Below are 13,638 nucleotides of genomic sequence, written 5' to 3' on the forward strand. Positions count from 1 at the left end.
ACTGGATGATGCGTGATTTACAGCCGGAAATGTTCACCCAGATAGATCTGGCGAACCTGGTCATTCTGCACGATCTCGTTCGGACGACCGCCCGCCAGCACTTCGCCGGCATTGATGATCCAGGCGTGGTCGCAGATACCGAGGGTTTCGCGCACGTTGTGGTCGGTGATCAATACGCCGATTCCGCGTGCCTTGAGGTAGCCGATGATCTTCTGGATGTCGATCACCGCGATCGGATCGACGCCCGCGAAGGGTTCATCGAGCAGGATCAGTTTGGGGTTGGTGGCGAGTGCGCGCGCAATTTCGACGCGACGGCGTTCGCCGCCAGACAGGGATATCGCATTGGCGTCGCGCAGATGGCCGATGTTGAGCTCGTCGAGCAGTTCGTCGAGGCGACCCCGTTGCTCGTCCTTGCCGAGCTTTTGCAATTCGAGGACGGCGAGGATGTTTTCCGTCACCGTCAGCTTGCGGAACACCGAGTTTTCCTGAGGCAGATAGGACAGGCCCAGCTGCGCACGACGGTGCATCGGCAGGTGGGTGATGTCGGTGCTGTTCAGGTGAATGCGGCCGCCATCTGCCTTGACGAGACCCACGATGGTGTAGAAGCAGGTCGTCTTGCCCGCACCATTTGGGCCCAGCAAGCCGACGACTTCGCCGCCGCCGACCTGGAAGGACACGTCCTTGACCACGGTGCGGGCTTTGTAACGTTTGCGGACGCCTTCAACCTTCAACAAACTCATGCACGGGATCTTTCAGCAACTTGCGGATCAGCTCCGCCGAAAAGCCGCGCGACTGCAGAAAGCGGGCTTGCCTGGCCCAGTCCTTCGCATCGACGGGCGGCTGCCCGAATTTCTTTTTCCACACGCTCCGTGCGCGTGTCAGTTCGTCTTCAACCAGTACCTCACCGAGTGCGGTGCTGGCGAGTTCTTCCGTCACACCACGGTCACCCAGCTCGCGGCGGATGCGGGCACTGCCCAGTCGTCCGGCGCGTGATCTCACATAGCTTTCGGCGAAGCGCGCGTCGGACTGAAGCCCTGTTTCTGCCATGCGGTCCAGCACGGCCTCCACGTCATCGCCCTCATCGGCACGCGCAGCCAGCTTGCGCCGCAGCTCCTGCCGCGAATGCTCGCGGGTGGCGAGCAGACGCAGTGCAGTGCTGGTGAGGGAGGAGGCGGGCTTCTTCACTGCGGGCTCCGGTCAGATCCGCGGACGCCGGGCTTACTCGGCGGCCACGGCCTGCATGGCTGCGACGCCGACAGCTTCGCGGATCTTGTTTTCGATCTCGCGTGCGGTCTCGGGGTGCTCACGCAGGAACTCGCGGGCGTTGTCCTTGCCCTGACCGATCTTCTCGCCTTGATAGGCGTACCAGGCGCCGGACTTGTCGACGAACTTGTGATCCACGCCCATGTCGACGATCTCACCCTCGCGCGAGATGCCCTCGCCGTAGAGGATGTCGAAATGCGCTTCCTTGAACGGGGGCGCGACCTTGTTCTTGACGACCTTGACCTTGGTCTCGGAACCGATGACTTCCTCGCCCTTCTTGATCGTACCGGTGCGGCGAATGTCGAGGCGCACGGAGGCGTAGAACTTCAGTGCGTTGCCGCCCGTGGTGGTTTCGGGGTTGCCGAACATCACGCCGATCTTCATGCGGATCTGGTTGATGAAGATGACCAGCGTATTCGTGCGCTTGATGTTGGCGGTGAGCTTGCGCAGGGCTTGCGACATCAGGCGGGCTTGCAGGCCCGGCAGCTGGTCGCCCATCTCGCCTTCGATTTCGGCCTTGGGCGTCAGCGCGGCAACCGAGTCGATGACGAGGATGTCGACGCCGCCCGAACGCACGAGCATGTCGGCGATTTCAAGGGCTTGCTCACCGGTGTCCGGCTGCGAAATCAGCAGGTCGCCGACATTTACGCCCAGCTTTGCTGCGTATTGCACATCCAGTGCGTGTTCGGCGTCGATGAAGGCCGCAGTGCCGCCGATTTTCTGCATCTCGGCGATGACTTGCAGGGTCAGGGTCGTCTTGCCGGAAGACTCCGGGCCGTAGATTTCCACCACACGGCCACGCGGCAGGCCGCCAATGCCCAATGCGATGTCCAACCCCAGCGAACCGGTCGATACGGCCTGGATCTCTTCCTCCAGCTTGCCGTCGCCCATGCGCATGATGGAACCCTTGCCAAACTGCTTTTCGATCTGTGCCAATGCGGCGGCCAGGGCTTTTGACTTGTTGTCGTCCATTTCAATCCTCAATGTCTGCAGTGACGGGCGCTCACGGAAATTATGGCATAGACCTTGCGTAAGGCGTGCCGCGTTTCACAGCAACCGATGTGAATTACCGCGAACAATTGGAAATACTTCAACGCTGGCGCGGGTTGTGCGAATCGTAGAAGATGAGGGACTGAGCAGGATCCGGCCATTCCGGCCCATTCACGAATGACTCCATGAGGGCGACGCGGCGGCAACGCCGGGTCGGAAGTGATGCAAGTACAAAGAACAGCCTGGTCCGCCGTGCTGGCGTTGACACTGGCCGCGTGTGGTTCCGGCAACAAGAACGAGGGGGAAAAGGCGGCGCAGGGCGTGTCTGCCGAGGCAAGTGCGCCGGCAAGCCAGAGCGGTCCTGCCGCGGGCGGCGATCGTGCCGCGCGGCCGCAAGCGGTGACGACCGTCAAGTCGCGCATCGAATCCGTGCCGGTGGTGCTGGCGGCACAGGGCAACGTGCTGCCTATCGATGAAGTGGACGTGCGCACGCAGAAAACCGGCACGGTCGCCGAGATCCACGTGCGCGAAGGTCAGGAGGTTGGTCGCGGCGCGTTGCTGTTCTCGCTGGATGACAGGGAGGATGTCGCCAACGTTCGCAAGGCCGAGGCGACCCTGGCCGGCACGCAGGCGCAAATCGTGATCGCCGAGCGCGAACTGGCGCGCAACATCGATCTGTTCAACCAGAAGTTCGTTTCGAGCGCGACCGTGGATACCTCGCGCAACAAGCTCGAAACCCTGCAATCGACGCTGGAGCAGAACCGCGCGGCGCTGGAGCAGGTCAAGGTCGTGCTGTCCTACAGCAAGATCAAGGCGCCCTTTGCGGGCCGCGTGGGCCGCATCGATGTACGCCCCGGCTCGCTGGTGCAGGCGAATGCCACGACAGCCATGGTCAAGATCACGCGTCTCGACCCGATTGCGGTGAGCTTTGCTTTGCCAGAGCGCGATCTTTCGCGCTTGCAGGCCGCACTCGACAAGGGCACGGTGCCCGTGCAGGTCGAAGTGCCTGGGCAGCGTGACGAGTCGGTCAAAGGGCGTGTCATCTTCGTCGAGAGCACGGTCGACAAGATATCCGGCACCATCGGCGTCAAGGCCGAGGTGTCGAACAGTGGTCGCAAGCTGTGGCCGGGACAGTACGTCACCGTGCGTGCGAGTGCAGGCATGATCGAAGACGCGCTGGTGCTGCCGCCGCAGGCCATAGTCAATGGCCCGAACAACCGCTTCGTCTACATCGTCAATGAAGACATGACGGTCAAGCAGCAGCCCATCGACCTTGTGCGCATTGCCGGCCGCAATGCCATCGTCAAAGGCATTGATGCCGACGTGAAGGTGGTGCTGGAAGGCGCAGCCAATTTGCGCCCGGGCAGCAAGGTCTTCGAGGTCAAGGGCAATGGCGAGCGGGGTGGCGGCCGTCGCGGTGGCGGTGATCAGTCCGGTCCGGCAGCCGAGAGCAAGGGTGGCGACAAGTCGTCGGCCGACAAGGCGGGCTCTGACAAATCGGGCGGCGACAAAGTCGGCGGCAAACCGGCTGCCGACAAGCCGGCCGGGAAGCCCGCAGCGAGTGGCGACAAGGCAGCAGCCAGGCCCGCTGGTAAGGGCGTCGCACTTCCCGATGGCTTCACGCCGCGTGATCCCGAGCGCTGGGCCGGCCTCAGTGACGAAGAAAAGCTGAAGATAATCGAGCGCTGGCGTGAGCGTCGCGCTGCAGGAGGCGGGCAATGAAACTGGCTGAACACGCGATTGACCGCCCGGTCGCCACAACCCTGTTGTGGCTGGCCATCATCATCGGTGGCTGGATCGCCATGTTCAAGCTGCCGATCTCGGCACTGCCGTCTTTCAACCAGCCGACCATCAACGTCAATGCCCAGCTTTCGGGCGCCAGCCCCGAGACCATGGCGGCCTCGGTCGCCACCGTGCTGGAACGCCAGTTCTCGACCATCGCCGGCCTGCGGACGATGACCTCGACGAACACGCTGGGCAGTACCAACCTCACGCTGGAATTCGACCCCGCACGAAACATCGATGACGCCGCCGTCGACGTGCAGGCCGCGCTGTTCCGCGCCACGCGTCAGTTGCCGTCCGAGATGACGACCTCGCCAACCTACCGCAAGGTCAATCCGGCAGATGATCCCATCCTGTTCATCGCGCTGTCGTCACCGTCCATGCCCATGGACAAGCTCAACGAGTACGCTGACAACGTCATCTCGCCGACGCTCTCCACCCTCAACGGCGTCGCCCAGGTCAACATCAACGGGCAGAAACGCTTTGCAGTGCGCGTCAAGGCAGATCCTGAAAAGCTCGCCGCACATGATCTGACGCTGGCCGAACTGTCGGCGGCCCTCAAGTCCTTCAACGGCAATTCGCCCGTTGGATCGCTTGAAGGCCCGCGTCAGGCGCTGGTCATCAACGCCAACGAGTCTCTGAAGAATGCCGCCGAGTTCTCGCGCAGCATCGTCGCCGTCAAGAACGGCTTGCCGGTGCGCCTGTCGGACGTCGCGCAGGTTGAGGACAGCGTCGAGAACCAGCGCACGGCAGCGTGGGTGAATGGCGAGCGGGCCATCACCCTGTCGGTGCTGCGTCAGCCCGACGCCAACACGGTGGCGGTGGTCAATGAAGTGCGTGCCGCCCTGCCGCGCTTGCAGGAGCAGTTGCCGGCCTCCATCGACATCCAGCCGATCAATGACCGCTCGATCTCGATCCGTGAATCGATTCACGACGTTGGCCTGACGATGCTGCTGACCATCGGCCTCGTCATCCTCGTCATCCTCATGTTCCTGCGCCGGCTGTCGGCAACGCTGATTCCGTCGCTGTCGGTGCCAGCTTCGCTGCTCGGCACCTTCGGCCTGATGCTGTGGCTCGGTTACTCGCTCAACAACATCTCGCTGATGGGCCTGACGATTGCCATCGGCCTCGTCGTCGATGACGCCATCGTCGTGCTCGAAAACATCGTCCGTTACGTCGAGCAGGGCATCAAACCGTATCAGGCCGCCGTGCGCGGTGCGCGCGAGGTGGGTTTTACCGTCATCTCGATCTCCATCTCGCTGGTGGCCGTGTTCATCCCCATCTTCTTCATGCCCGGCACCATCGGCCTGATGTTCCACGAGTTCGCTGCGGTGGTGTCGATCTCCATCCTCGTCTCGGCGGCGGTGGCGCTGACGCTGATTCCGATGCTGGCGGCCCGCTTCGTCAAACATCACGACACCAGCAAGCCGGAGCCCGCCTGGAGCCGCGTCTTCGAGCGTGGTTTCGAAGCTGTGCTGCAGACTTACCGCAAGAGCTTGCTGGCGACACTGAAGCTGCGTTGGGCGATGCTGCTGGTGGCGCTGGCGACTTTCGCCGGCACGGTGCTGCTCTATCTGGCGCTGCCCAAAGGCTTCTTCCCCGAAGAGGACATCGGTCAGGTGCGCGTCAACATTCAGGCAGGTGCCGATATCTCCTGGCTGGCCATGCGCGAGGTGCACGAGCAGGTGCAGGCGCGGGTGATGAAGAGCCCGCACATCAGCCAGGCGATCTCGAACTCAGGTGGCGGTTTCGGCGGCACGGCCAACCGAAGCACCATGTTCCTGATGCTCAAGCCCCTGGGCGAGCGGCCTGTGATGAAGACCGTGCTGGAGGATCTGCGCAAGCTCACAGGCGGCATGCCGGGCGTGCAGGTGAGTTTCACGCCGGTGCAGAACCTGCGCATTGGTGGCCGTGCGGCGAACGCGCGCTTCCAGTACACCTTGCAGTCGGTGGACTTTGACAAGCTCGTCGAGTGGTCCGAACGCCTGCAGCGTGGTTTGCGCGAGTCGCCCATGCTCAAGGACATCAGCAGCGACGCAGACCGGCGCGGCCTGCAGGCGCGTGTGATGGTCGACCGCGACCGCGCCCAAGCCATGGGCGTAGAGATGCAGACCATCCGCGAGGCTTTCTACAGCGCCTTCGGCGAGCGCACAGCGGCCAGCATCTACCGGCCGGAAGATACCTACAGCGTGATCCTGCAGCTCACCGACGAGATGCGCGTTAACGAAGGCGGGCTCGACAAGATCAAGCTACGCGCCAAGAACGGCACCCTTGTGCCATTGTCGGCCCTGGCCACGGTTGAACGCCGTGCGGTGAATACCTCGGTCAACCACCAGGGTCAGCTTGCCGCCGTGACGCTGGCTTTCAACCTCGCGCCCGATGTCACGCTGTCGCAAGCCATTGAGGAAGTGCGTCGCATCAAGGACGGCCTCAACATCCCCTCCGATGTGTTCGGCGATTTCGCGGGTGACGCAGCGGTGTATCAATCCTCGCAGACCAGCCAGCTATGGCTGATCCTCGCTGCGGTGGCCGTGATCTACGTAGTGCTCGGCGTGTTGTACGAAAGCTGGATCCACCCGGTGACGATTCTCGCCGGCATCCCCTCGGCCGCCGTAGGCGCGCTGCTGGCGCTGAAGATCGTCGGACTGGAGCTGTCCTTCATCGCCATGATCGGCATCCTGCTGCTGATCGGCATCGTCAAAAAGAACGCCATCATGATGATCGACTTCGCCCTGGAGGCCGAGCGCCACCACGGCAAGACGCCGCGTGACGCGATCCTGGAGGCCTGCACATTGCGTTTCCGTCCCATCTTGATGACCACCCTGGCGGCCATCATGGGCGCGCTGCCGATTGCGCTGGGTCTCGGTGCTGGCGCCGAGTTGCGCCAGCCGATGGGCGTCGCCATCGTTGGCGGTCTTATCCTGTCGCAGCTGATCACGCTCTACATCACGCCAGCGCTCTACCTGTCCTTCGACTGGTTGCAACACAAACTCGGCATCGCGCATCAGAATCCGCAACAGCGCAAAGGGCACTGAGAGCCGGCCTCGATCATCTGTAGCGAAAGGTCGTCAGCGGGGTGAAGCGCCGCGCCGGGACCGCAGTACATGCGGATACATGAGGATCCCGATCACGGCCTCGCAGTAAGATCTTGGCTGGCGCTGATAACAGGCGGGGAAGATGCATCAGGGAGAGGTAGAAAGACTTCTGCAGTCCGGTGACCTCGATGCTGCAGCCAGCGCCGTACAGCGCTGGCTCGATGCAGAGCCAGGCCGCCTGCTGGCCTTGCAGTACCAGGGCATGATCCGTCTGTGGCTGGGTGAGGCGGCGGCAGCCGAAGAGAGTTTCCGTGCCGCGCTGGCTGATGCGCCCGAACTGCCGCGCAATCAGGCCAACCTCGCCATCGCCCTGCTTTCGCAGGGCAAATATCGGGAAGGCTTACCGCTCTACGAGGCCCGTTATGCCGGCGTTGCAGCGCATGATGGGGTGAGCTTCGGAGGTTTGGACGAAGCGCGCCGCTGGCGCGGCGGAGACCTCGCCGGCAAGCGCCTGTTGCTTGTGCGTGAACAAGGCTTGGGCGACCAGATCCAGTTCATCCGTTTTGTGCCTCGATTGCGTGCATTGGGCGCGACGCAGGTCATCGCCTCGGTATCGACCCGCTTGCGCGTCCTGTTGTCCAGCGCTCCCGGGCTGGACCTGGCGACTGATGAAGACGTCGCGCCCGACGCTTATGACCTGTGGTGCCCCTTGCTGTCCGTGCCGCTCCTGCTGGGGCTGGAAGGGCCGCAGGCGCCCGACACCCTGCCTTACCTGACTGCCCCCGAGACGCGCCTGCTGCAATGGCGGCGCCTCGTCGACGAGTGGGTCGGCTCTCGCCCGGCCATCGGCATCAGCTGGGCCGGAAGCGGCGGCAATGCCATTGATTCGCGTCGTTCCCTGTCGCTGGACCAGGTATTCGAGCTTGTCGAGGCGCGCGGCGACGCAGTCGTGCTGTCGATGCAGATGGGCGACCCCGGCATGGAGCGCATCGAGCAACAGTGCCGCAGCGGCATCATTCCCCTGCTCGACATGCAGCGCGACATGGCAGACGCTGCGGCGATCATCAGTCGGCTAGACCTGTTGATCAGCGTCGACACCGCCACGGCACACCTTGCCGGGGCGCTTGGCCAACCGGTCTGGCTGTTGTTGCCCGCTGGCGCCGACTGGCGCTGGGGAGCCGAGCATGACGCCACGCCTTGGTACCCAAGCATGCGTATCTTCCGCCAGCGTCAGCCCGGCAATTGGGGCGAGGTCATGGGGCGCGTCAAGCAGGAGCTGCGCGGCTTTTCGCACCCGATCTGAACTGGCCCTCGCCTTCCGGCCGCGTTTTGCCAACTACGCCTTGCTGCATTGCCAGAATTATTGACGATGATCAGGTGAACCCGTACCATCGTCGGGTTTTTTGACAGCGAAAGTCCGCCGCGCAGTCTCTTGAAAGCGCCGCGTTTTCCGCTCCAGGTGTTGTAACCCCCTTGATGCTCAAACCCCTCTACAAGCCAGTCGCCCTGCAAGGGTCGCTGATGCTGGCGGGCGCCGCAGTGGCCGGCGCGATGTGGGGAGTGCAAGGTGCGCTGAGCGCGTTCTTGGGTGGTTTCAGCATTGTGTTGCCCAGCCTGCTGTTTGCTTGGCGGTTGGCACGAGGACGGCAAGCGAGCGTAGGAGGCTTCTTCATCGGCGAGCTTGTGAAGGTCGCGTCAATGACAGGAATCCTGCTTCTGGTGTGGCGCTTGTATCCCGGCGTGCACTGGGGCGCGGTGATCACCGGCCTGGCCGTGACGCTGCAAGCCAATTTTTTCGCACTTCTATTAAGACTTTGACATGTCCACTGAACACGCAGCAGAAGCCGCCGCCCAGCACGGCCCGAGTGCGGGCGAGTACATTGCCCACCACCTGACCTATTTCAATGGCACGGGTGCCAAGCAACAGGCCCTCATTGATTTTTCGCTGATCAACTACGACACGATCTTCTTCTCGGCCCTGCTGGCCATTCTGGGGTCGTTCGTGTTTTGGTTGGCGGCGCGCAAGGCCACCTCCGGCGTGCCGGGCCGTTTCCAGGCCGCCGTTGAAATCCTCGTCGAGATGGTTGCGGACCAGGCCAAGGGGCTCATCCATAGCCCCGAGTCGCGCAAGTTTGTCGCCCCGCTCGCGCTGACTGTCTTTGTGTTCGTGTTCCTCATGAACGCCATGGACTTCCTGCCGCTCGACTGGTTGCCCCGCCTGTGGGAGGGCATCTACGGCGGCATGGGCCATGACCCGCACCACGCCTACCTGCGTGTCGTGCCGACTGCCGACATCAATGCCACCATGGGCATGTCGGTCACGGTGTTGCTGGTCTGTCTCTACTACAACGTCAAGATCAAAGGCGCTGGCGGCTGGGCGCATGAACTGGTCAGCGCACCGTTCGGCACCAGCAAGAACCCCCTGCTGGCCGTCATCCTCGGCATCGTCAACTTCGCGATGCAGCTCATCGAATTCGCAGCAAAGACCATCTCGCACGGCATGCGTCTGTTCGGCAACATGTTTGCCGGCGAACTGATCTTCATGCTGATCGCGCTGATGGGCGCCGCCTGGACTGGCTACAACGCCCCGAGCATCCTGCTGTTCCTCGGCCACTTCGTCGCCGGTTTTGCCTGGGCGCTGTTCCACATCCTCGTTGTCGTGCTGCAGGCCTTCATCTTCATGATGCTGACCCTGGTGTACGTCGGTCAGGCCCACGAAGCGCACTGATTTCAGTTACGGGAAGCTGGTGCTGCCAGCTTCCCTCCTTTTTCTGTAGTCCCCAACGGTTTTTGTTTTTCATTCACTTATCTACTTAGGAGCTGTCATGGAACAAGTTTACGGTCTCGTCGCGCTGGCTTGCGGTCTGATCATCGGTCTGGGTGCTATCGGTGCCTGTATCGGTATCGCCCTGATGGGTGGCAAGTACCTCGAGTCCTCCGCTCGCCAACCCGAGCTGATGAACGCCCTGCAGGTCAAGATGTTCCTGCTGGCTGGTCTGATCGATGCCGCGTTCATTATCGGTACCGGTATCGCTCTCTGGTTCGCTACCTCGACGTTCCTGAAGTAACCCTTTCAACCCCATAGAAAGGGTTCTGCCGTGAATCTGAACGCTACGCTCTGGGCACAGTCCATCGTGTTCCTGGCCTTTGTCGTCTTCACGATGAAATTCGTGTGGCCGCCACTGACCAAGGCACTGGACGAACGTGCCAAGAAAATTGCTGACGGGCTTGCAGCGGCGGACAAGGCCAAGACGGATCTCGCTCTCGCTGAAAAGCGCGTGGGCGAAGAGTTGCGCAAGGCACGTGAATCGGGCGCTGAACTGCGTGGTGCTGCTGAAAAGCAGGCCAGCGGTCTGCTCGAAGAAGCGCGTGCCGAAGCCGCTCGCATCGTTGCTGCTGCCCGCGAGGCAGCCGAGGCCGAAGCTGCTGCCGTGTCGCAACGTGCCAAGGAGGCCCTGCGCGATCAGGTCGCCTCGCTGGCTGTCGCAGGTGCCGAGCGCATCCTGCGTCGCGAGATCAATCCCGCCGTCCATGCCGAGCTGCTGGCCAACCTGAAACAGGAACTCAACTAAGCCATGGCCGAGAACGTCACCCTTGCGCGTCCCTACGCCGAGGCGGTGTTCGCCCTCGCGCGCGATGCCGGCACGCTGACCCAATGGTCGGACGTGCTGTCGCGTCTCGCAGCCGTGGCGGCAGACGCGCAGGTGCGCGACTGCCTCACCAATCCGCGTGTCGCACCGTCTTCATTGGTGCAACTGCTGGCCGAGTCCTCTGGCGTTTCGCTTGACCCCGCGCAACACAATTTCGTGTCGCTGCTGGTCGAGAACGAACGCGCTGCGTTGCTGCCGGAAATCAGCACGATGTTTCACCAGAAGAAGAACGCACACGAAGGTGTGTGTGACGCGCTGGTGACGTCGGCTTTTCCGCTCGACGCCGCAGCTCAGAGCCGGCTGATTGGCGACCTCGAAGCCCGTTTCGGTTCCCGCCTGAACGTATCGGTGGCGATCGACCCTGAACTTATCGGCGGCGTACGCATTGCCGTCGGTGACCAGGTGATCGACGCTTCGGTACGCGGCAAGCTCGCCGCCATGGCCGCTGCCCTACAGAATTAGGAGCATTCAAAATGCAACTCAATCCCTCTGAAATCAGCGATCTCATCAAGAGTCGCATTCAGAACCTGCAACTGTCGGCGACCGCCCGCAACGAAGGTACCGTGGTCTCCGTGACCGACGGTATCGTCCGCGTGCACGGCCTGACCGAAGTCATGCAGGGCGAAATGCTGGAATTTCCCGGCAATACCTTCGGCCTCGCGCTGAACCTCGAACGTGATTCCGTCGGCGCCGTGGTGCTGGGTGCGTACGAGCACATCTCGGAAGGCGACACTGTCAAGACGACGGGCCGCATTCTCGAAGTGCCCGTTGGCCCCGAGCTGCTCGGCCGCGTCGTCAACGCACTGGGCCAGCCCATCGATGGCAAGGGTCCGATCAACGCCAAGATGACCGACAAGATCGAGAAGGTCGCGCCGGGCGTTATCGCCCGTCGTTCCGTCTCGCAGCCGGTGCAAACGGGTCTCAAGTCCATTGACTCCATGGTGCCCGTCGGCCGCGGTCAGCGCGAGCTGATCATTGGTGACCGCCAGACTGGTAAGACCGCCGTCGCTGTCGACGCGATCATCAACCAGAAGGGTCAGAACATGATCTGCATCTACGTGGCAGTCGGCCAGAAGGCTTCGACGATTGCCAACGTGGTGCGCAAGCTCGAAGAGCATGGCGCGATGGAGTACACCATCATCGTCGCCGCAGCCTCGTCGGACTCCGCTGCAATGCAGTTCATCGCGCCGTATGCCGGTTGCACAATGGGCGAGTACTTCCGCGATCGCGGTCAGGACGCGCTGGTTGTGTACGACGACTTGACCAAGCAAGCCTGGGCGTATCGTCAGATCTCCCTGCTGCTGCGCCGTCCGCCGGGCCGCGAAGCTTATCCGGGTGATGTGTTCTACCTGCACTCGCGTCTGCTTGAGCGCGCTGCTCGCGTGAACGAAGAGTATGTCGAGAAGTTCACCAACGGTGAAGTCAAGGGCAAGACCGGTTCGCTGACCGCGCTGCCCGTGATCGAAACGCAGGCTGGCGACGTTTCCGCCTTTGTGCCGACCAACGTGATCTCGATTACCGACGGCCAGATCTTCCTTGAGACTGACCTGTTCAACGCCGGTATCCGTCCCGCCATCAACGCCGGTATCTCGGTGTCGCGTGTGGGTGGTGCAGCGCAGACCAAGGTCATCAAGAAGCTCGGCGGCGGTGTGCGTCTGGCACTTGCGCAGTACCGCGAACTCGCGGCCTTCGCGCAGTTCGCATCCGACCTCGACGAAGCTACCCGAAAGCAGCTTGAGCGCGGTCGCCTCGTGACCGAACTGATGAAGCAGCCGCAATACGCGCCGCTGTCCGTCGCAGAAATGGCCATCACGCTGTTCGGCGTGAACAAGGGCTACTTCGACGGCGTGGAAGTCAAGCGCGTGCTGGCTTTTGAAAGCGCGCTGCATCAGTTCGTGAAGTCCAGCAACGCTGCCCTGGTCGAAAAGATCGAATCTTCGAAGGACCTCGATGCCGACGCCGAGAAGGAACTCGTCGCCGCTATCGAAGCGTTCAAGAAGAGCTGGTCCTAAGAGAAAGGGAGCACCAGCATGGCAAGCGGAAAGGAAATCCGTACCAAGATCAAGAGCGTGCAAAACACGAAGAAGATCACCAAGGCCATGGAGATGGTTGCTGCTTCCAAGATGCGCAAGGCGCAGGACCGCATGCGCGCTGCCCGCCCGTATGCCGAGAAGATTCGTCGCCTGGCGGCGAATCTCTCGCAGGCCTCGATCATGGACTACAAGCATCCGTTCCTGACCGAGCCGGCGTCCGTGACGCGTGTGGGCCTGATCCTCGTGACGACCGACAAGGGTCTTTGCGGTGGTCTCAACACCAACGCGCTGCGTCTGGCCGTCAACAGCATGCGTGACTGGCAGAACGCCGGTGTGACTGACATCCAGGTGGCCGCTATCGGCAACAAGGGTTTCGGTTTCATGCAGCGCATGGGCGCCAAGGTGGTTTCGCACGTTGTCGGTCTGGGTGACACGCCACACATGGAAAAGCTGATCGGCCCGGTGAAGGTGCTCATCGATGCTTACGTGGCAGGCGAGCTCGACAAGGTCTACGTGGTCTACACCGACTTCATCAACACGATGAAGCAGGAAGCCCGCCTCGATCAGCTGCTGCCGCTCAGCGGCCAGCAGATGGGCGCTCCGGAAGGTGCATCCTGGGACTATCTCTACGAGCCGGATCCGCAGATCGTCATCGACGAACTGCTGGTGCGTTACGTCGAAGCGCTGGTCTACCAGTCGGTTGCCGAGAACATGGCTTCCGAACAGTCTGCGCGCATGGTGGCCATGAAGGCCGCTTCGGACAACGCCGGTAACGTCATCAAGGAATTGCAGCTGGTCTACAACAAGACCCGCCAGGCGGCGATCACGAAAGAAATTTCGGAAATCGTCGGCGGCGCCGCGGCCGTCTAAAGATTTTTAGCTAAT

At 62.2% G+C, this 13,638-nt stretch carries 13 protein-coding genes; 10 read left to right on the forward strand and 3 right to left on the reverse strand.

Annotated elements, in window-relative coordinates; all coding sequences use genetic code 11:
• Positions 1–17 precede the first annotated feature (17 nt).
• From lptB to recA, 3 genes are read right to left on the reverse strand one after another with little or no spacing between them, the layout of a single operon-like run.
• A complete protein-coding gene (gene lptB / locus ABEA02_RS12655) occupies positions 18–740 on the reverse strand; it encodes an LPS export ABC transporter ATP-binding protein (protein WP_345533341.1) in 723 nt (240 codons plus the stop codon).
• On the reverse strand, positions 721–1,185 hold the full coding sequence (gene recX / locus ABEA02_RS12660) for a recombination regulator RecX (RefSeq protein ID WP_345533342.1): 465 nt from the start codon (positions 1,183–1,185) through the stop codon (positions 721–723). Before recX ends, lptB begins: the two co-directional genes overlap by 20 nt.
• 33 nt (positions 1,186–1,218) lie before the next feature.
• Complete coding sequence (gene recA / locus ABEA02_RS12665; protein WP_345533343.1) at positions 1,219–2,235, reverse strand: recombinase RecA; 1,017 nt, start codon at positions 2,233–2,235, stop codon at positions 1,219–1,221.
• Positions 2,236–2,475: 240 nt separating this feature from the next.
• Here recA and ABEA02_RS12670 point away from each other — a divergent pair, with 240 nt between their 5' ends.
• From ABEA02_RS12670 to atpG, 10 genes are all read left to right on the forward strand, one after another.
• Positions 2,476–3,975, forward strand: coding sequence for an efflux RND transporter periplasmic adaptor subunit (locus tag ABEA02_RS12670; protein ID WP_345533344.1), 1,500 nt, complete (start codon positions 2,476–2,478; stop codon positions 3,973–3,975).
• The gene (locus ABEA02_RS12675; protein WP_345533345.1) at positions 3,972–7,070 is read left to right on the forward strand and encodes an efflux RND transporter permease subunit; all 3,099 of its coding nucleotides are present in this window, start codon (positions 3,972–3,974) and stop codon (positions 7,068–7,070) included. Before ABEA02_RS12670 ends, ABEA02_RS12675 begins: the two co-directional genes overlap by 4 nt.
• Positions 7,071–7,212: 142 nt before the next feature.
• Positions 7,213–8,373, forward strand: coding sequence for a glycosyltransferase family 9 protein (locus ABEA02_RS12680; RefSeq protein WP_345533346.1), 1,161 nt, complete (start codon positions 7,213–7,215; stop codon positions 8,371–8,373).
• Between the two features lie 173 nt (positions 8,374–8,546).
• The gene (locus tag ABEA02_RS12685; RefSeq protein ID WP_345533640.1) at positions 8,547–8,888 is read left to right on the forward strand and encodes an ATP synthase subunit I; all 342 of its coding nucleotides are present in this window, start codon (positions 8,547–8,549) and stop codon (positions 8,886–8,888) included.
• 1 nt (position 8,889) lies between these two features.
• On the forward strand, positions 8,890–9,798 hold the full coding sequence (atpB, locus tag ABEA02_RS12690; RefSeq protein WP_345533347.1) for a F0F1 ATP synthase subunit A: 909 nt from the start codon (positions 8,890–8,892) through the stop codon (positions 9,796–9,798).
• A 97-nt stretch (positions 9,799–9,895) separates the two neighbouring features.
• The gene (atpE, locus tag ABEA02_RS12695) at positions 9,896–10,138 is read left to right on the forward strand and encodes a F0F1 ATP synthase subunit C (protein ID WP_345533349.1); all 243 of its coding nucleotides are present in this window, start codon (positions 9,896–9,898) and stop codon (positions 10,136–10,138) included.
• 30 nt (positions 10,139–10,168) lie between these two features.
• Positions 10,169–10,642, forward strand: a complete 474-nt coding sequence (locus tag ABEA02_RS12700) for a F0F1 ATP synthase subunit B (protein ID WP_345533350.1) — start codon at positions 10,169–10,171, stop codon at positions 10,640–10,642.
• Positions 10,643–10,645: 3 nt separating this feature from the next.
• A complete protein-coding gene (locus ABEA02_RS12705) occupies positions 10,646–11,182 on the forward strand; it encodes a F0F1 ATP synthase subunit delta (RefSeq protein WP_345533351.1) in 537 nt (178 codons plus the stop codon).
• An 11-nt stretch (positions 11,183–11,193) separates the two neighbouring features.
• Positions 11,194–12,732, forward strand: a complete 1,539-nt coding sequence (gene atpA, locus ABEA02_RS12710) for a F0F1 ATP synthase subunit alpha (RefSeq protein ID WP_345533352.1) — start codon at positions 11,194–11,196, stop codon at positions 12,730–12,732.
• 18 nt (positions 12,733–12,750) lie between these two features.
• Positions 12,751–13,623: a F0F1 ATP synthase subunit gamma gene (atpG, locus tag ABEA02_RS12715; protein ID WP_345533353.1), complete on the forward strand. Its 873-nt coding sequence runs from the start codon at positions 12,751–12,753 to the stop codon at positions 13,621–13,623.
• Positions 13,624–13,638: the final 15 nt, after the last annotated feature.

This window comes from Viridibacterium curvum, assembly GCF_039544165.1.
GTDB lineage: Bacteria > Pseudomonadota > Gammaproteobacteria > Burkholderiales > Rhodocyclaceae > Viridibacterium > Viridibacterium curvum.